Origin of the sequence: Halomonas sp. NCCP-2165, assembly GCF_023708045.1 — a bacterium.
GTDB lineage: Bacteria > Pseudomonadota > Gammaproteobacteria > Pseudomonadales > Halomonadaceae > Bisbaumannia > Bisbaumannia pacifica.
The window spans coordinates 79444-98086 of record NZ_BRCY01000004.1 but is presented as its reverse complement, the minus strand read 5'-3'; the positions used below and the strand labels follow the sequence as shown (position 1 = coordinate 98086).

The following is an 18643-nucleotide window of genomic DNA, read 5'->3' as shown; positions in this document are numbered from 1 at the left end:
TCCATTCAGCCCTGCCCCCTTGGCGACGGATGCCGGCGGCGTATGCTGGAGGCCTCTCAAGGAGGTTCCCCTATGCGTCCCGTACTCTATCTCTCCCATGGCTCCCCGGACCTGGTGCTGCGCCGGCACCCGGCGCGGGATTTCCTCACCGAGCTGGGGCGGCGTCTGCCGGCGCCGCGTGGCGCCCTGGTGGTCTCGGCCCATTATGAGAGCCCGGAGATTCGCCTGGGCTCGGCTCCGGCGCCGGAGACCCTCCACGACTTCCATGGTTTTCCCGAGGCCCTCTATCGTCTGCGCTACCCCACCCCGGGGCTGCCCGAGGCGGCCGGCCGCCTGGCCGAACGCCTCCATGCCCGGGGTCTCGCGGCCCGCCTGGAGCCGAACCGCCCCCTCGATCATGGCGTCTGGTCGCCGCTCTCCCTGGTCTGGCCCGAGGCCCGGGTGCCGCTGCTGCCGGTCAGCGTGCCCATGGCGGCCGGCCGCGACGAGCTGTGCCGCTTCGCCAGGACCCTGGGGGCGTTCGCCGAGGCCGAGGGACTCTGGTTGATCGGTTCCGGGGCCGCCACCCATAACCTGGGCGATCGCAAGCCCTTCGACGCCGCCCCGGATGCCTGGGCCCGGGCGTTCCATGACTGGGTGCGCGACCGTGCCGCCGAGGGCGACCTGGAGGCGCTACTGGCCTGGGCCGAGCGGGCCCCCGCCGGACGCCATGCTCACCCCACCCCGGAGCACCTGCTGCCGCTGCTGATCTGTGCCGCCGCCCTGGAGGGCCAGCCCATGAGCGCCCTCCACGAGAGCTTCACCTTCGGCAACCTGAGCATGCTGATGCTGGCAAGCCAGCCCCTCGCCGAGGCCTGGGAGGCGGGGCGCCCGGCCTGAACGCAACAGGCCCGCCGAATGGCGGGCCCGCTGGCATCACGTTGGGAGGGGGATCTGGCGTCGCCCCCTCCTGGCCCAGAACCGCCAGGGCGTCAATCGCGGAAGTTGTTGTACTGCAGGGCCAGCTCCGGTCCCTGCTCGCCCTTGAGCAGGGCGATGACACCCTGCAGGTCGTCGCGCTTCTTGCCGGTGACGCGAACCTTGTCGCCCTGGATCTGCGCCTGCACCTTGAGCTTGGACTCCTTGATCAGCTTGACGACCTGCTTGCACTCGGCCGCCTCCAGGCCCTGCTTGAGCTTGACCTCCTGACGCGCCTTGACGCCGCCCAACTGGGGCTCCTGGGGATCCATGCAGCGGGCATCGATGCCCCGGGCGATCAAGCGATTGCGCAAGACATCGAGCATCTGCTGCAATTGGAAATCCGCCTCGGCCTCGATATGCACCACCTCGCCCTCGAGGCGGAAGCTGGCATCGACGCCGCGGAAATCGAAGCGGGTCTGGATCTCGCGGTTGGCCTGATCCACCGCGTTGGTGGCCTCGTGGCCGTCGAATTCGGAAACGATATCGAAGGAAGGCATGGACGACTCCTGGCAATAAAAGCCGCGATTCTAGCCCAGCCGCGCGGGCCTTTCATCCGTCGCCGAGTCCTCGGCGGCCAGCGCCTTGCTCATCTGCCAGGCGGCACAGCCATCGACGTAGTAGTCGTCCAACCAGCGGGTCAGGCGAAAGCCCCGGCGCCGGTAGAGGGCCAGGGCCGCCCGATTGTCGGCGCGAACCTCCAGGCTCAGGTGCTCGCAGCCCCGCTCCCGGGCCTCTCTCTCCAGTCGCTCCAGCAGGCGTCCCCCCAGGCCACCACCGCGGGCCTCCGGGGCGACGCAGAAGGAGTAGAGGCGGGCACGCCGGCTATTGCGACGCAGCAGCAGGGTGCCGTAACCGAGCAGGCTCTCGCCGTCCACCAGCAGCCAGGTAACGGCATTGGCCGGCCCCAGCAGATGCGCGAGCTGGCGACGGCTGAAACGGTCGCCGACGAAGCAGCGCTCCTCGAGGGCATGGAGGGCGGCCAGGTCCTCGATACGACCGGGCCGCAACTGGGCTTGCATCACTAGGTCCTCGACCAGGGGGTGGGGATATTGTGCAATGCAGCCGAGGCGCTGTCATCGCCCATGATGATGAAATAAATCAATTATCACGCCCGCCTTCCAGGCGGCATGCTGCGCCCATGGCCGCCACCCCGGTGGCCCGGCACGAGGCCCTCCCATGCCCGCCCTGCGTATCGTCGTCGACCGACTCGGCGACTGGACCCCCTACTACCCCAGCGACGACCTGATCGATGCCGCCACCTACCTCGCCCAGTCCCCACAGGAGGAGGAGGCGGGCATCACTCGCGTCATCAACCTGTGTACCGACCTGGAGTACCTGGGTCGCGGCTACTACGTCTCCCTGCTGGCCCAGGCTCGCGGACATCGGGTGCTGCCGTCGGTGGAGACCCTCAACCAGCTGGCGCGCAAGTCACTGGTCGACCTGGAGCTGGAAGGACTGGAGCCGCTGCTGGAGAGCCTGGCCCGCCAGGGCGCCCTGGCCGGCGAGACCCTGACCCTCAGGGTGATGTTCGGTGAGTGCGAGGTCCCCGCCCTGGCGCGGCTGGCCCGGCGGCTCTTCGAGCGCCTGCCCTGCCCGCTGCTCGAGGCTCAGGTGAGCCATCGCCAGGGCCGCTGGCGACTGGCGCGGTTGCGCCCCCTGCGCCTGAGCGCCCTCGGTGGTGACGAGCAGGACCGCTTCGCCGCAGCCCTCAATCGTCACTCGCGGCGTATCTGGCGCACGCCCCGGGCGCGCCGCCGCTATCGCTTCGACCTGGCCATGCTGGTCGATCCCCGGGAGGCGATGCCGCCCAGCAACCGCGGCGCCCTGAAGCGCTTTATCCGCGCCGGGCGTCGCCTCGGCGTGGATGTCTCGCTGATCACCCACCGCGACAGGGGCCGCCTGGCGGAATTCGATGCCCTCTTTATTCGCGAGACCACCGCCCTGGATCACCCCAGCTACCGCCTGGCCCGCCGCGCCGAGCACGAAGGCTTGGTGGTGATCGACGACAGTCGCTCCATCCTGCGCTGCACCAACAAGGTCTATCTGCATGCCCTGCTCGAGGCCAAGGGCATTCCCGCCCCGCGCGGCCACCTGCTGCAACGCCATGAGCGCCAGCGGCTGATCGAGCTGGCGGCGACTCTCGACTATCCCCGGGTCCTCAAGGTGCCGGACGGCGCCTTCTCCCGGGGCATCGTCAAGATCGATGGTGCCGAGACGCTGCTGCGGGAAGCGACCCGACTCTTCGAGAGCTCGGCGCTATTACTGCTCCAGGAGTGGCTACCCACCGACTTCGACTGGCGCATCGGCATCCTCGACGGCCAGCCGCTGTTCGCCAGCCGCTACTATATGGCCCGGGGCCACTGGCAGATCTACGATCACTCCTCGACCAAGGTCCGCAGCGGCGGCTTCTCGACCCATGCCATCGAGGAGGTGCCCGAGGCGGTGGTACGCACGGCGCTGAAGGCCACGCGACTGATCGGTGACGGTCTCTATGGGGTCGACCTCAAGCAGGTCGGCGAGCGGGTGGTGGTGATCGAGATCAACGACAATCCCAATATCGATGCCGGCATCGAGGATCGCGTGCTGGGGGCGCGTCTCTACGAGCGGATCATGGCCGTCTTCGTGGCGCGCATGGAGCATCACCGTCGACAGCTGCGCTAAGCGAGCGCCTTGATATCAAAACGTCAGGATAAGATACGGGAGTCGGCGCGCTTGGCTCCCCGAGCAGGACTCGAACCTGCGACCCAATGATTAACAGTCATTTGCTCTACCAACTGAGCTATCGGGGAACATGCGCCTAGCAAGATCTCAGATCGGAGGCTTGGCTCCTCGAGCAGGACTCGAACCTGCGACCCAGTGATTAACAGTCACTTGCTCTACCAACTGAGCTATCGAGGATTGATCTGAGCTGTGTTCGTCGCGCTGCGGTTGGCTCCCCGAGCAGGACTCGAACCTGCGACCCAATGATTAACAGTCATTTGCTCTACCAACTGAGCTATCGGGGAACAGCGTCGAACACGGGGCGTAGTATAAGGATTATTGCTTCCGGGTCAAGGGGTAAGGTGCGCTTCTACCCCCTGGAACCAAAACCGCCGCCCGATGGGCGGCGGTTGTCCTGGCGGCGCGGCTCTCAGGCCATGGCCGGAGAGGCGTAGGAGATGGGCGCCTGGGCGCTCTCCTCCTCGAAGGTGACGATCTCGAAGGCCTCCGGGGTCTCCATCAGCACCCGGCACAGCTGATTGTTCAGGGCGTGCCCGGACTTCACGCCGCGGAACTCGCCGATCAGGCTGTAGCCCAGCTGGTAGAGGTCGCCGATGGCATCCAGCACCTTGTGCTTGACGAACTCGTCCTCGTAGCGCAGCCCATCCTCGTTCATGATGCGGTAGTCATCCACCACGATGGCATTGTCGAGGCTGCCGCCGAGGGCCAGGTTGTGGGAGCGCAGGTACTCCAGGTCACGCATGAAGCCGAAGGTCCGGGCCCGGGAGACTTCCTTGACGAAGGAGGTGGTGGAGAAGTCCACCACGGCGCGCTGATCGCGCAGCTCCATCACCGGGTGATCGAAGTCGATGGCGAAGGAGACCTTGAAGCCGTCATAGGGCAGGAAGGCGGCCTCCTTGTCGCCCTCGCGCACCACCAGCTCGCGCTTGATACGGATAAACTTCTTGGCGGCCTCCTGCTCCTCGATGCCCGCGGACTGGATCAGGAACACGAAGGGGCCGGCGCTGCCATCCATGATCGGCACCTCGGGGGCGCTGACCTCGACGATGGCATTGTCGATGCCCAGGCCGGCGAAGGCGGACATCAGGTGCTCGACGGTGGCCACCTTGACGCCATCCTGGGACAGGGCGGTGCACAGGGTGGTGTCGGTGACGTTGGCCGCACGAGCGGGGATCTCCACCACCGGATCGAGGTCGGTGCGCACGAAGACGATACCGCTATTGACCGGTGCCGGCCGCAGCGTCAGGTAGACCTTCTCGCCGGAGTGCAGGCCGACGCCGGTGGCGCGAATGGTGTTGCTGAGAGTGCGTTGTCGGATCATGGGTAACCGCCAGGCATAAAGCATGTTATCAAACGGTGTTCACTATAGCAGCGAACACCCGTTTTACCAAAAAATATCTCGCCCGGCCGCGCTATACCCGTTATAGCGGGAATCAATCGGCCTGACGCCGCAGGAAGGCCGGGATATCCAGGTAATCGTCCAGCTCCTGGGAGCGACGCTTCTCGCTGCGCGCCTTGGACGCCGCCTCCTGCTCCGCCTTGGCGGCCTGCTGACGAGCCACGGCGGGCTGCTGCTGCAGCTTGCGATAGTCCGGGGAGGGCTCGCTGCGACTCACGGCGGTATCGCGCTGGACCGGCTTCTGGACGCGACCGTCGAGGCCGGCGGCGACCACGGTGACGCGCAGCTCGTCGGACATCTCCATGTCGATGGAGGTCCCCACCACGATGGTGGCGTCCTGGGAGGCGAACTCCTGGACGGTGGCCCCCACGTCGTTGAACTCGCCGATGGAGAGGTCGGGACCGGCGGTGATATTGACCAGGATGCCGCGGGCGCCATGCAGGTCGATATCCTCCAGCAGCGGGCTGCGAATCGCCTTCTCGGCGGCTTCCCGGGCGCGGTTTTCGCCGGTGGCGCCGCCGGTGCCCATCATCGCCATGCCCATCTCGGACATCACGGTGCGCACGTCGGCGAAGTCGACGTTGATGATACCGGGGCTGGTGATCAGCTCGGCGATCCCCTGCACGGCCCCCAGCAGGACGTCATTGGCGGCGCTGAAGGCGGTCAGCAGGCTGGCATTCTTGCCCAGCACCGAGAGCAGCTTCTCGTTGGGGATGGTGATCAGGGAGTCGACGTGCTCGGAGAGCTCCTTCATGCCCTCCTCGGCGGCGCGCATGCGCTTGGGCCCCTCGAAGGGGAAGGGCCGGGTCACCACCGCCACGGTGAGGATGCCCAGCTCCTTGGCCACCTGGGCCACCACGGGGGCGCCACCGGTGCCGGTACCACCGCCCATGCCGGCGGTGATAAACACCATGTCGGCACCGCCGAGCAGCTCGGCGATGCGCTCGCGATCCTCCATGGCGGCCTGGCGCCCCACCTCCGGGTTGGCACCGGCCCCGAGGCCCTTGGTGATCTCGCCACCCAGTTGCAGGACGGTCTTGGCGGCGACCCGCTTCAGGGCCTGGGCATCGGTATTGGCGCAGATAAACTCCACGCCCTCGATGCTGCTCTCCACCATATGGTTGACGGCATTACCACCGCCGCCGCCCACGCCGATCACCTTGATGACCGCGCTGCTTGAGGGCGCGTTATCTACCAACTCGAACATAAGCCCCGTCTCCTGGACCGCTCGCGGCCCTGTCAGAAATTTCCTTTGAACCAGCTCTTCAGTTTATTGAAAGCCAGCATGCCATCCTTGAGCCCACCACCAGAGGCGACCTCGCGCCTCGGCTGAGCCGGAACGGTGCGTCCCTCCCCCTGACGGCCATGCCCCTGCCGGGCTTCACGCATTCCGTAATGTAGCAAACCCACTCCGGTGGAATAAATCGGGTTGCGCACCACATCGGCGAGCCCCCGCACCATCTGCGGACAGGCGATGCGCACCGGCATGTGGAAGATCTCCTCCGCCAGTTCCACCACCCCTTCCATCCGCGAGGTTCCGCCGGTCAGGACCACCCCGGCGGCGACCAGGTCCTCGAAGCCGCTGCGCCGCAACTCGTCGCGAACCAGGGTAAAGAGCTCCTCGTAGCGCGGCTCCACCACCTCCGCCAGGGCCTGGCGGGAGAGGTCCCGGGCCGGCCGGTCGCCGACGCTGGGCACCTTGATCATTTCGTCCCCGGAGGCCAGCTGGGTCAAGGCACAGGCATACTTGACCTTGATCTCCTCGGCATGCTGGGTCGGGGTGCGCAGGGCCATGGCGATATCATTGGTGACCTGGTCGCCGGCGATGGGAATCACCGCGGTATGGCGAATGGCGCCCTCGGTAAAGACGGCGATATCGGTGGTGCCGCCGCCGATATCCACCATGCAGACGCCCAGCTCCCGCTCGTCCTCGGTGAGCACCGCCAGGCTGGAGGCGAGCTGCTCGAGGATCACCGCATCCACCTCGAGGCCGCAACGGCGCACGCACTTCTCGATGTTCTGCACCGCATTGAGCGCCGCCGTGACCAGGTGCACCCGGGCCTCCAGACGCACCCCGGACATGCCCAGCGGCTCGCGAATGCCCTCCTGGGTGTCGATGGCGAACTCCTGGGGCAACACGTGCAGCACCCGCTGCCCCTCGGAGATGGCCCGCGCCCGGGCCGAATCGATCACCCGGTCGATATCCGAGAGGGTCACCTCGCGCTCCTTGATGGCGACCACCCCGTCGGAATTCATGGAGCTGATATGGCTGCCCGCCACGCCCACATAAACGGAATGGATGTCGCAGCCGGCCATCAGCTCGGCCTCCTCGACGGCGCGCTGAATCGACTGAACGGTGGACTCGATATTGATCACCACCCCTTTCTTCATGCCATGGGAGGGGTGGGAGCCGATACCGGCGATTTCAATGCCGCCATCGTCGGTGGGTTGCCCCACGATCGCCACGACCTTGGATGTTCCGATATCCAGCCCGACTACCATATTGGAGGCATTGGGTTGTCCTGCCATAGGTCGTGATCACTCCTAGATTCTCGTCGGGGCACGTTGCCGTTTAAAACGGCCAATAAAGACTTGGCACCAATTATAGGAACAAGTGCGCACCCCGCACCAGCCTAACCGGAAAGCACAGGCCAGAATACGGAGAATTATCGTGAAAAGAAACTCCTCTGGCCCGAGAAATACGCGTAGTTTTACTCAGCCATTCGCCGGGACTTTCAGGCCCTCGGTGTCGCTTTCGCCATGCCAGGCCACGGCGATGCCGTTGGGATAACGCAGGTCAACATAACGGATATAGTCGGCCAGAGGCGCCAGTTCCCGCTCCCAGGCGGCGGCGAAACGGGCCAGGCGCGCCGGGCGGTCATTGCGCCCCAGCATCACCCAGAGGCCAGGGTCGAGCTGCAACCGCCAGGCGCCGCGCGCCTCCAGGCGCAGCTGGGTGACCTCCACGCCGAGCTCCGCCAGTGGCGCCTGCAGGCGGCGGTAATAGGCCAGTACCTCCGGGCCGCTGCCGGGCGGGCCGGCCAGGTCCGGCAGGCCCTCGGGTAACCCTTCGCCCTCGAAGTCGAAGGGCTCGCCGTCCTCGTCGAGCAGGAAATCATCATGCCAGCGGGCCACCGGACGCTGCTCGTCGAGGGAGAAGACCAGGCCATCCGGCCACTGGCGGCCGAGCCGCACCTCCGCCAGCCACCCCAGCTCCCGGGCGCGGCGGCGCAGTTCGCCGAGATCCACCGACAGCCAGCTCTCCCCGGCCACCAACGGCGCCAGCCGATCGCGCAGGTAGGCGGGACTGACATGCTGCAGCTGCCCCTCGATCACCACCCGGGTAATGGGGCGATCCAGCCACAGCCACAGCGCCCGCCCGCCGGCCACCAGCAGCACCAGCAACAGCAACAGGCCTAACAGGGATCCTCGCCGCATGCGCATGGTCGCCTAGGACGCCTCGGCGGTCGCCAGGATCGCCAGCACCAGGGCATCGAAATCGATGCCGGCATGGGCCGCGGCCTGGGGCACCAGGCTGTGATCGGTCATCCCCGGCACCGTATTGACTTCCAGCAGCCAGAAGCGCCCGTCGCCATCGCGCATCACGTCGATACGCCCCCAGCCGCGGCAGCCGATGGCCTCGAAGGCGGCGCGACACAGCGCCCCGAGCTCGGTTTCTTCCGCCGGGCTCAGGCCGCAGGGCAGGTGATAGCGGGTGTCGTTGGAGACGTACTTGGCCTCGTAGTCATAGAAGCCGCTGGGCACCTCGACACGAATCGCCGGCAGCACCCGGTCGCCGAGCAGCGAGACGGTATACTCCTCGCCGCGAATAAAGCGCTCGGCCATCACCTGGGCATCGAAACGCGCCGCTTCGTGATAGGCGGCGGCCAGGGACTCGGCGTCCTCGACGATGGTGATGCCGAGGGTCGATCCCTCGTGAACCGGCTTGACGATCAACGGCAGGCCGAGGCGGGCGCAGACCGCCTCCCAGTCCGCCCCCGCGCGCAGCAGCAGGCTCTCCGGGGTGGGCAGGTCCAGGGCCTGCCACACCTGCTTGGTGCGCTGCTTGTCCATGCCGAGCGCCGAAGCCAGCACGCCGCTGCCGGTGTAGGGAATCTTCAGCAGCTCCAGTGCCCCCTGCAGGGTGCCGTCTTCGCCGCCACGGCCGTGCAGGGCGATAAAGACCCGATCCGGGGCCAGGTGCTCCAGCCCTACCAGCCCCCCGTCGGCGGGATCATAGCCCCGGGCATCCACGCCGCTGCGGCGCAGGGCCTCGAGGACCGCCTTGCCGCTGACCAGGGAGACCTCCCGCTCGGCGGAATCGCCGCCATAGAGCACCACCACGCGACCATAGTCGCCCTGCTGCGCCTGTGTCATAGGCTCACCTCATCCAGCTGCAATCGGGCCTCGGCCAGGCGCTGGGCGATCCCGCCCACGTCGCCGGCCCCCTGGGTGATCAGAATATCGCCGGGGCGCAGCACCCGCGCCAGCAGCGCCGGCAGCTCCGCCTTGTCGGCCACGAAGAGCGGATCGACCGCGCCGCGCTGGCGGATCGACCCGGCCAGGGTCTTGCCCTCGGCCCCGGGGATCGGCGCCTCACCGGCGCCGTAGACGTCCAGCAGCAGCAGGGTATCGACCCCGGAGAGGACCCGCACGAAGTCCTCGTAGAGGTCCCGGGTACGGGTATAGCGATGGGGCTGATAGAGCATCACCAGGCGCCGCTCGGGCCAGCCCGCGCGCACCGCCCGGATCACCATCTCCACCTCCCGGGGATGGTGGCCGTAGTCGTCCACCAGCATCACCTCGCCCGCCCCCTCGGGGGCGGCGAAGTCGCCCTGTACCTGGAAGCGCCGCCCGACCCCGGCGAAGCCGGCCAGGCCGCTTACGATGGCCTGGTCGTCGACCCCGGCGTCGCTGGCCACGGCGATGGCCGCCAGGGCATTGAGGGCATTGTGCTCGCCGGGCATCGCCAGACGCACCGCCAGCGGCGCCAGGCCGTCCGGGCGCAGGGCGGTGAAGCGGATCTCGCCGGCCTCCTGGACGAAGTCGACGATGCGGTAGTCGGCGTCCTCGCTGAAGCCATAGGTGACGAACTGGCGATGCAGCCGCTCGCGCAGCTCGCGCACATTGGCGTCATCGATGCACAGCACCGCCAGCCCGTAGAAGGGCAGGTTGTGGAGAAACTCCACGAAGGTGGTCTTCAGCCGCTCGAAGTCCCCGCCATAGGTGCTCATATGGTCGGCATCGATATTGGTGACGATGGAGACCATGGGCTGCAGATGCAGGAAGGAGGCATCGGACTCGTCCGCCTCCGCCACCAGGTAGTCGCCCTCCCCCAGCCGCGCATTGGTGCCGGCGCTGGTCAGCTTGCCGCCGATCACGAAGGTGGGGTCGAGCCCGCCCTCGCCGAGCAGGGTGGCGGTCAGGCTGGTGGTGGTGGTCTTGCCATGGGTACCGGCCACGGCGATGCCATGACGGAAGCGCATCAGCTCGGCGAGCATCTCGGCGCGGCGCACCACCGGCACCCGGTGCGCCTGGGCCCAGGCGATCTCCGGGTTGCTGGCATCGATGGCGGTGGAGACCACCACCACGTCGGCGCCGGCCACATGGGCCTCGGCGTGGCCGATGGCCACCGCAATGCCACAACCACGCAAGTGGGCGACCACCGTGGATTCGCGGATATCCGAGCCACTGACCCGGTAGCCCTGATTGGCCAGCACCTCGGCGATGCCACACATGCCGGCGCCGCCGATACCGACGAAATGGATGCGGCGAATCCGGCGCATGCCCAGGCCGAGGCCCGGGCGGGGGGTGTTATTGCTCAAAACCTATCTCCATGCAGCCAGCCACCAGGCGATCGACGGCGTCCAGTTGGGCCTGGGCCCGGGCGCGGCTCGCCATGCTGGCTAGGGTAAGGGGATCCAAGAGGGCCGTGAGACGCTCGGCGAGATGCTCCGCGGTCAACTGCGCCTGGGGCGCGAGTTCCGCCGCCCCGGCCTCGACCAGGGCCCGGGCATTGGCGGTCTGGTGGTCGTCCACGGCGTGGGGAAAAGGCACGAAGAGCGCCGGCTTGGCGGCGGCGGCCAGCTCGCTGACGGTCAGGGCGCCGGCCCGGCACACCACCAGGTCGGCCCAGTCGTAGGCCGCGGCCATGTCATCGATAAAGTCGCTCACCTCGGCCTCGACGCCGGCCGCGGCGTAGGCGGCCCGGGTGGCCTCCTGCTTGTCGCGACCGGCCTGGTGACGCACCTCGGGACGACTCGCCTCGGACAGCCGCGCCAGGGCCGGGGGCAGGGTCTGGTTGAGGGCCTGGGCGCCCAGGGAGCCGCCCACCACCAGCAGGCGCAGGCGCCGCCCGACCATCGCCTCGGCGGCGCGGGGGCGCTCCCCCAGGGTGGCGATCTCGCCACGCACCGGGTTGCCGACCCGCTCGGCGCGCCCCGCCGGGAAGGCCTCGGGGAAGGCCGCATAGACCCGCCGCGCCAGCCGCGCCAGGGCCTTGTTGGTCAGCCCGGCCACGGCGTTCTGCTCGTGAATCACCAGGGGACGACGCATCAGCCAGGCGGCCAGGCCGCCGGGGCCACTGGCGAAGCCGCCGAGGCCCACCACCAGCTGAGGGTCGACCTCGGCGATCACCCGCCGGGCCTGCCAGACGGCACGCAGCAGCCGGAGCGGGGCCAGCAGCCAGCCGGCCAGGCCGTTGCCGCGCAGGCCGGCGACCTGGATACGGTGCAGGGGGACCCCCGCCTCGGGCACCAGGCGGTTCTCGATCCCTCGGGGGCTGCCCAGCCAGGCCACCTCGATGCCCCGGGCCGCCAGGCCACGGGCCAGGGAAAGGGCGGGAATCACATGGCCGCCGGTGCCGCCGGCCATGATCAGCACGCGGCGCGGGTTATCACTCACTACAGACTCCTCTTGCACTGCTCGCCGAATCTCGGGGGTCGAAGGCGTCGGCCCGGGTCATCACGGGGAGACACTCCCGGTGCGTTTCGCCGCGGGCCGCGCCGGGCGCAGGCGCCGCTGGAAACGCCGCGTCTCGAAATCGGCGCGCCAGACTAGGGCCACCATGGCGCCACACACCAGCAGGCTCGAGCCGCCATAACTGAGCAGCGGCAGGGTCAGCCCCTTGGTGGGCAGCATGCCGCTGCTGACGGCGATATTGATAAAGGCCTGGGCGCCGATTACGAAGGCGATACCGTAACTCAGATAGGCGGCGAAGGGCAGCCGCGCCAGCTCCGCCCGACGCCCCACCAGCAGGGCTCGCACCGTCAACAGCAGGAAGAGGCCGATCACCGTCAGCGCCCCCAGCAAGCCGAGCTCCTCGGCGAGCACGGCGAAGACGAAGTCGGTATGCGCCTCGGGCAGGTAGAAGAGCTTCTGGACGCTATTGCCGAGCCCCAGCCCCAGCCAGTGGCCGCGGCCGAAGGCGATCAGCGACTGGGTGAGCTGGTAGCCGCTGGCGAACTGGTCCGCCCAGGGGTCGGCGAAACTGGTCAGGCGCGCCACCCGGTACGGCTCGGCCACCGCCAGGTAGGCCCCGGCCAGGCCCACCAGCACCAGCAGCAGGCCGAAGCGCCACAGCGGCGCGCCGGCCATCAGCAGCATACCCATCATGCAGCCGCCGATCACCACCACGGCGCCGTAGTCGGGCTCGAGGATCAGCAGCCCCGCCGCCGCCAGCATGATCACCAGGGGCCGCAGGAAGGCGCCCCACTCCCGGCGCACCTGGGGCAGGAAGCGCTCCAGGTAGCCCGCCAGGTAGATGATCAGGCACAGCTTGGCCACCTCGGAGGCCTGCAGGTTGAGGGGCAGCCCGGGCAGGGCGATCCAGCGTCGACTGCCGTTGACCTCGCGGCCGATCAGCAGCACCAGCACCAGCAGGCCCAGCCCCACCACCAGCAGCAAGGGGCCATTGGCGCGCCACCAGGCCAGGGGCACGCAGGCCACCCCGGCCGATACCCCCAGCGTCAGCAGCACGAAGGCGCCGTGACGCAGGCTGAAATAGTAAGGGTTGCCGGTCAGGCTGGAGGCCACCCCGGTGGAGGCGGAGGTGACCATCACCCAACCGATCAGCAGCAGCGCCAGCGCCGCCACCAGCAGCCAGGGATCGAAGACCCGCCCCCCGCCCGGGGTCGCCGGGGCCCGTCGCCGCGGACTCATGAGGCGCCCTCCCGGTGCGCCAGGACCCAGCGCCGGAAGGCCTCGCCCCGGACCTGATAGTTGGCGAATTGGTCGAGGCTGGCGCAGGCCGGCGAGAGCAGCACGCAGTCCCCCGGCGCGGCGATGGCCGCCGCCCGCGCCAGGGCCTCCTCCAGGCCCGTCACCCGGGTCACCGGCAGATGCGCGCAGAGCGCCGCCTCGAGGCGCGCGGCATCGGCGCCGAATAGGATCGCCTCGCGGCCATGCCGCGCCAGGGGGGCGGCCAGGGGAGCGAAGTCGGCGCCCTTGCCGACGCCGCCGGCCAGCAGGATCAGGCGGCCCTCGAGGGTCGGGCCGAGCCCGGCGATGGCGGCCAGGGTCGCCCCCACATTGGTGCCCTTGGAGTCGTTGATCCAGGCCACCCCGCCCCACTCCGCCACCAGCTCGCCGCGATGGGGCAGCCCGCGGAAGGCGCGCAGGGCGGTCAGCATGGCATCCATGGGCAGGCCCAGGCGGTGCCCCATGGCCAGGGCCGCCAGGGCATTGGCCTGATTATGGCGGCCGCGCAGGCCCAGCTCGGCGCAGGGCAGCAGGGGCTCGTCGCCATGCATCAGCCAGTCGCCCGCGCCGCGGCCATCATCGTGACGGGCGATACCCCAGTCGTCGCCCTCGGGGCTCCCGGTGGTAAAGCGCGACAGGGTCGGCGGCGGCGCCTCGGGCCAGGTGGCGGAATCCTCGGCGTTGATCACCGCATGGGCGGCGCCGCGGAAGATATGCTGCTTGGCGGCGCGGTAGCCGGCCAGGTCGCCGTGGCGATCCAGGTGATCCTCGCAGAGATTGAGGAAGGCCGCCGTCTCGGCGCCGAGCCTGGGGGTGGTCTCGAGCTGGAAGCTGGAGAGCTCCAGCACGAAGAGCTCGGCGTCGGGCCGGTCGTGGAGCAGGTCCAGGGCCGGGGTGCCCAGGTTGCCGCCCACCGCTACCCGGCGCCCGGCGATGCGGGCCATCTCCCCCAGCAGGGTGGTCACGGTGGACTTGGCATTGGAACCGGTGATGGCGGCGATGGGCGCCCGGGCCTCGGCCACGAAGAGGGCGATCTCCCCCACCAGGCAGGGCTCGCCGGTGACGGGGTCGCGGCGCTCGGCGAGCCCCTCCAGGCCCGGGGTGGCGGGATCGACCCCGGGACTCAGCACCACCCGGGCCACCCGGGAGAGGTCCAGGTCGGTGAGCGGCCCGCAATGCACCGGCACCCCCGGATGGGCGGCGCGAAAGTCGTCCAGCCCCGGCGGTGCGGCGCGGGTATCGGCCATCACGAACGGCCGCCCCAGGCGGCTGAGATGGCGGGCGATGGCGCGGCCGGAAATGCCCAGCCCCACCACCAGCGTGGTTCCCGGCGCCACTTCGATCATCCACGACTCCTCGGCATCTCGCGCTCTGCTGTTATCGAATCTTCAGGGTCGCCAGACCCAGCAGCACCAGCACCACGGTGATGATCCAGAAGCGCACGATGACCCGCGGCTCCGGCCAGCCCTTGAGCTCGAAGTGGTGATGCAGGGGCGCCATGCGGAAGATGCGCCGCCCGGTGAGCTTGTAGGAGCCCACCTGGAGGATCACCGAGACGGTCTCCATGACGAAGACGCCGCCCATGATAAAGAGCACGATCTCCTGGCGCACGATCACCGCCACCACGCCCAGGGCCGCGCCCAGGGCCAGGGCCCCGACGTCGCCCATGAAGACCTGGGCCGGGTAGGTGTTGAACCACAGGAAACCGAGGCCGGCGCCGGCGATGGTGGCGCAGAAGACCGCCAGTTCCCCGGAACCGGGAATCATCGGAATCTGCAGGTACTCGGCGAACACCGTGTTACCGCTGGCGTAGGCGAACACCGCCAGGCCCATGGCCACCATCACGGTGGGCATGATCGCCAGGCCGTCGAGGCCATCGGTGAGGTTGACCGCATTGGAGCTGCCGACGATCACCAGGTAGGTGAGGACGACATAGAAGAGCCCCAGGGACAGCACCACGTCCTTGAACAGCGGCACGATCAGGCTGGTCTCGACGGGGCTGGCGGCGGTGACATAGAGCACCACGGCGGCGGTCAGGCCGATCAGCGACTGCCAGAAATACTTCCAGCGCGCCGGCAGGCCGCGGGGGTTCTTCTCCACCACCTTGCGGTAGTCGTCGACCCAGCCGATGGCGCCGAAGCCCAGGGTCACCGCCAGCACGATCCACACATAGTGGTTGCCGAGATCGGCCCACAGCAGGGTGCTGATGGCGATGGCCATCAGGATCATGGCCCCGCCCATGGTGGGGGTACCGGCCTTGGAGAGGTGGGACTGGGGGCCGTCGTCGCGCACCGCCTGCCCGATCTGGCGCTCCACCAGGCGGCGGATCATCCAGGGTCCCAGCCACAGGCACAGCAGCAGTGCCGTCAGGGTCCCCAGGATCATCCGCAGGGTCAGATAGTTAAAGACATTGAAGGCGCTGAACAGCGGCGCCAGAAGATCAGCCAGATATAGCAGCATGTGTCCTATTCACCTTGATGCCTCGCCGCGAGCGCCGTGACCAGGCGCTCCATGCCGGCACTGCGCGATCCTTTCACCAGCACGCTGGCTCCCGGCGGCAGATGGGTTTGGGCATGGCGCGCCAGCGCCTGCCAGTCGTCGAAATGCTCGCCCCCGGCACCGAAGGCCTCGGCCGCCGGGCGCGCCGCCTCGCCCAGGGTCAGCAGGCGCTGGATGCCCAGGGCCCGGGCGTGGCGCCCGACCCGGGCATGCAGCGCGGCCGAGGCCTCGCCCAGCTCGCCCATGGCGCCCAGCAGGCACCAGTGGGGGCCGGGCAGCTCGGCGAGCAGTCCCAGGGCCGCCTCCACCGCCCCGGGATTGGCGTTGTAGCTGTCATCGAGCAGCCGGCTGCCGCGGATCCCCGCCAGCGGCGTCAGGCGCCCCGCCAGGGGCCGGGCCGCCGCCAGGCGCGCCAGCAGCGTCGCCTCGTCGAGGCCCAGGGCCAGGGCCGCCGCCGCCGCGGCCAGGGCATTGGCCACGTTATGGCGGCCCAGCAGGGCCAGTTGCACCCGCCCCAGTTCGCGGCCGTCGCGGACCAGCGTGAAAGCATAGCGTCCGAGGGCATCGCAGACCAGCGCCCGGGCCTGCAGGCGGGCCGGCGACTCGCCCTCCCCCACCACGGCGAAGTCGAGGACCTCCCGGGGCCGGGCCAGGGCCCGCCACACCGGAAAGAAGCGGTCGTCGCGGTTGAGCACCGCCACCCCGTCGGCGGGCAGGGCGGCGAGGATCTCGCCCTTGGCCTGGGCGATCTGGCCGAGGCCGCCGAACTCCCCCACGTGGGCGCCGGTGACGTTGGTGATCACCGCCACCCGGGGCGCGGCCAGGGCCGCGGTCCAGGCGATCTCGCCGAGGTGATTGGCGCCCAGCTCGACCACCGCCCGGCGGTGCGCCGGGGTCAGCTCGAGCAGGGTCAGGGGGGCACCGAAGTCATTGTTGAGGTTGCCCCGGGTGGCCAGGGTGTCGGGGCCCAGCAGGGTCGCCAGCAGCTCCTTGACGCTGGTCTTGCCGCTGTTACCGGTGACCGCCACCAGGGGCCCATCCCAGGCCCGGCGCCGGGCCTGGCCGAGCAGCCCCAGGGCCAGGCGGGTATCGGCCACCGCCAGCTGCGGCAAGGGATCGTCCACGTCCCGGGAGACCACCGCCGCCACGGCCCCGGCCTCGCGCACCTGGGCCAGGAAGTCGTGGGCGTCGAAGCGCTCGCCGACCAGGGCCACGAAGAGGTCCCCCGGGGCCAGGCGACGGCTGTCGGTGACGATGCGCGCCACCGGGGTGTCGGGGGCCGCCACGCCTTCGATGCCCAGCGCCTGCGCCACCTCGCCCAGGGTCGCCAGGCCGCAGCTCGGGAGCGCGTCGCTCATGGCCGCGCCTCCAGGGCCGCCTCGGCGACCTCCCGATCGCAGAAGGGATGCCTGACGCCGGCGATCTCCTGATAGGTCTCGTGGCCTTTGCCGGCCAGCAGGATCACGTCCTCGGGGGCGGCCTGGGCGATCACCCAGGCGATGGCCTCGCCGCGCCCGGCCAGCTCATGAACGCGCTCGGCGGGGAAGTCGTCGAGGCCCTCGCGAATCGCGGCGCGGATCGCCGCCGGCGCCTCGCCACGGGGGTTATCGTCGGTAATCACCAGCCGATCGGCCCGGGCCGCGGCGGCGGCGCCCATCAGGGCGCGCTTGCCGGGGTCGCGGTCGCCGCCGCAGCCGAACAGGCACCACAGGCGCCCCTGGTCGCCCAGGTGGTCGCCCAGGGCCTGCAGGGCATTGTCCAGGGCGTCCGGGGTATGGGCATAGTCCACCACCACCCCGGGGCGGCCCGGGCGGCGCAGCAGTTGCATGCGCCCGGGCACCGGCGCCAGTTGACCGGCCGCTTCGCTCAGGGCGCTCAGCGACTCGCCCAGGCCGTGGAGCAGCGCCATGGCCTGCAGGACGTTATCGAGATTGAAGCGCCCCATCAGCGGCAGCTCCAGGACGAACTCCCCCTCGGGGCCCGCCACCAGGGCGCGCTGTCCCCGGGGATGGGGCTGCCAGTCGAGCACCCGCAGGGTGGTGGCCTCGTCGCGCCCGGTGGCCAGCACCCTCACCCCGCCCTGCTTGGGCACCCCGGCCAGCATCAGCCGCGCCAGGGGGTCGTCGGCGTTGACCACCGCCAGGGCCAGCTCGGGGCGCCGGAACAGCCGCGCCTTGGCGGCGGCATAGGCGGCCATGCTGCCGTGGTAGTCGAGGTGATCGCGGCTCAGGTTGGTAAAGGCCGCGGCCGTCACCCGGGTATCCTGGAGGCGGTCCTGCGCCAGGGCATGGGAGGAGACCTCCATCGCCACCCGCTGCGCCCCCGCCGCGACCAGCTCGCCGAGCTGCGCCTGCAGGGCCAGGGGCCCGGGGGTGGTCTGGCCGGCGTCGTGCAGGGTCCCGGGGCGGCCGTAGCCGAGGGTACCGATCATCCCGCAGGGGGTGCCCAGCGCCTCGCTGAGCAGGGCCACATAGTGGGTCACCGAGCTCTTGCCGTTGGTGCCGGTGACGCCGATCAGGGGCAGCTCGGCGGGGACATGGAACAGCGCCCGCCCCAGCTCGCCCTGCCGCGCCTTGAGGCCCGGCAGCGACACCACCCGGGGATCCTCGGGGGGCGTCATATCGGCGCCGGCCTCGGGCTGATGGCAGAGCACCAGGGCGGCCCCGGCGGCCAGCGCCGCCGGGATATGCTCGCGGCCGTCGTGCTGCACCCCGGGCAGGGCGACGAAGACATCGCCCGCGGTCAGGGCCCGGCTATCCAGCACCAGGCGGCGGGGCCCGGGGGCCAGGCTCAGGAGGCGCTCGGGCCAGAGGCGCGCCAGGCACGCCGTGAGGTGCTGACTCTCCACCTGCATAGTCTCTCCTC

At 69.6% G+C, this 18643-nt stretch carries 16 protein-coding genes and 3 tRNA genes; 2 read left to right on the top strand and 17 right to left on the bottom strand.

The genetic code is table 11. The annotated features are described in order from the left end of the window. Positions 1-72 precede the first annotated feature (72 nt). Positions 73-879, top strand: coding sequence for a DODA-type extradiol aromatic ring-opening family dioxygenase (locus tag NFU04_RS03360; protein ID WP_251308090.1), 807 nt, complete (start codon positions 73-75; stop codon positions 877-879). Between the two features lie 92 nt (positions 880-971). On the opposite strand, the gene NFU04_RS03355 is transcribed toward NFU04_RS03360, so the two are convergent. Together NFU04_RS03355 and NFU04_RS03350 are read right to left on the bottom strand one after the other, a co-directional pair. Next, the gene (locus tag NFU04_RS03355) at positions 972-1457 is read right to left on the bottom strand and encodes a YajQ family cyclic di-GMP-binding protein (RefSeq protein WP_251308089.1); all 486 of its coding nucleotides are present in this window, start codon (positions 1455-1457) and stop codon (positions 972-974) included. Between the two features lie 30 nt (positions 1458-1487). Next, positions 1488-1979 carry a GNAT family N-acetyltransferase gene (locus NFU04_RS03350; RefSeq protein WP_251308088.1) on the bottom strand — a complete coding sequence of 164 codons (492 nt, stop codon included), beginning with the start codon at positions 1977-1979 and terminating at the stop codon, positions 1488-1490. A gap of 157 nt (positions 1980-2136) precedes the next feature. Between NFU04_RS03350 and NFU04_RS03345 the strand changes: the two genes are divergently transcribed. After that, positions 2137-3621, top strand: a complete 1485-nt coding sequence (locus NFU04_RS03345; protein WP_251308087.1) for a RimK family protein — start codon at positions 2137-2139, stop codon at positions 3619-3621. 52 nt (positions 3622-3673) lie between these two features. On the opposite strand, the gene NFU04_RS03340 is transcribed toward NFU04_RS03345, so the two are convergent. From NFU04_RS03340 to NFU04_RS03270, 15 genes are all read right to left on the bottom strand, one after another. Further along, positions 3674-3749, bottom strand: a tRNA-Asn gene (locus NFU04_RS03340). 33 nt (positions 3750-3782) lie between these two features. Then, a tRNA-Asn gene (locus NFU04_RS03335) sits at positions 3783-3858 on the bottom strand. Positions 3859-3889: 31 nt separating this feature from the next. Next, positions 3890-3965: transfer RNA gene (locus NFU04_RS03330), tRNA-Asn, on the bottom strand. Between the two features lie 125 nt (positions 3966-4090). Then, positions 4091-5002 (bottom strand): UDP-3-O-acyl-N-acetylglucosamine deacetylase, encoded by a 912-nt coding sequence (gene lpxC, locus NFU04_RS03325; RefSeq protein WP_251308086.1) that lies wholly within the window; start codon positions 5000-5002, stop codon positions 4091-4093. A 112-nt stretch (positions 5003-5114) separates the two neighbouring features. After that, on the bottom strand, positions 5115-6287 hold the full coding sequence (gene ftsZ / locus NFU04_RS03320; RefSeq protein ID WP_251308085.1) for a cell division protein FtsZ: 1173 nt from the start codon (positions 6285-6287) through the stop codon (positions 5115-5117). A gap of 32 nt (positions 6288-6319) precedes the next feature. After that, positions 6320-7609: a cell division protein FtsA gene (ftsA, locus tag NFU04_RS03315; RefSeq protein ID WP_251308084.1), complete on the bottom strand. Its 1290-nt coding sequence runs from the start codon at positions 7607-7609 to the stop codon at positions 6320-6322. A gap of 186 nt (positions 7610-7795) precedes the next feature. Next, complete coding sequence (locus tag NFU04_RS03310; protein WP_251308083.1) at positions 7796-8518, bottom strand: cell division protein FtsQ/DivIB; 723 nt, start codon at positions 8516-8518, stop codon at positions 7796-7798. Positions 8519-8530: 12 nt separating this feature from the next. Continuing rightward, entirely contained in the window at positions 8531-9457 is a 927-nt protein-coding gene (locus NFU04_RS03305; protein WP_251308082.1) for a D-alanine--D-alanine ligase, read from the bottom strand. Next, positions 9454-10866 carry a UDP-N-acetylmuramate--L-alanine ligase gene (gene murC, locus NFU04_RS03300; protein WP_251308173.1) on the bottom strand — a complete coding sequence of 471 codons (1413 nt, stop codon included), beginning with the start codon at positions 10864-10866 and terminating at the stop codon, positions 9454-9456. Before murC ends, NFU04_RS03305 begins: the two co-directional genes overlap by 4 nt. A 28-nt stretch (positions 10867-10894) precedes the next feature. Beyond that, entirely contained in the window at positions 10895-11953 is a 1059-nt protein-coding gene (murG, locus tag NFU04_RS03295; protein WP_251308172.1) for an undecaprenyldiphospho-muramoylpentapeptide beta-N-acetylglucosaminyltransferase, read from the bottom strand. Positions 11954-12043: 90 nt separating this feature from the next. After that, positions 12044-13240: a putative lipid II flippase FtsW gene (gene ftsW, locus NFU04_RS03290; RefSeq protein WP_251308081.1), complete on the bottom strand. Its 1197-nt coding sequence runs from the start codon at positions 13238-13240 to the stop codon at positions 12044-12046. Continuing rightward, complete coding sequence (gene murD / locus NFU04_RS03285) at positions 13237-14625, bottom strand: UDP-N-acetylmuramoyl-L-alanine--D-glutamate ligase (protein ID WP_251308080.1); 1389 nt, start codon at positions 14623-14625, stop codon at positions 13237-13239. Before murD ends, ftsW begins: the two co-directional genes overlap by 4 nt. 31 nt (positions 14626-14656) lie before the next feature. Beyond that, positions 14657-15739, bottom strand: coding sequence for a phospho-N-acetylmuramoyl-pentapeptide-transferase (gene mraY / locus NFU04_RS03280; RefSeq protein WP_146802292.1), 1083 nt, complete (start codon positions 15737-15739; stop codon positions 14657-14659). A 5-nt stretch (positions 15740-15744) separates the two neighbouring features. After that, positions 15745-17136 (bottom strand): UDP-N-acetylmuramoyl-tripeptide--D-alanyl-D-alanine ligase, encoded by a 1392-nt coding sequence (locus tag NFU04_RS03275; RefSeq protein WP_251308079.1) that lies wholly within the window; start codon positions 17134-17136, stop codon positions 15745-15747. Next, complete coding sequence (locus NFU04_RS03270) at positions 17133-18632, bottom strand: UDP-N-acetylmuramoyl-L-alanyl-D-glutamate--2,6-diaminopimelate ligase (RefSeq protein WP_251308078.1); 1500 nt, start codon at positions 18630-18632, stop codon at positions 17133-17135. Before NFU04_RS03270 ends, NFU04_RS03275 begins: the two co-directional genes overlap by 4 nt. Positions 18633-18643 lie beyond the last annotated feature (11 nt).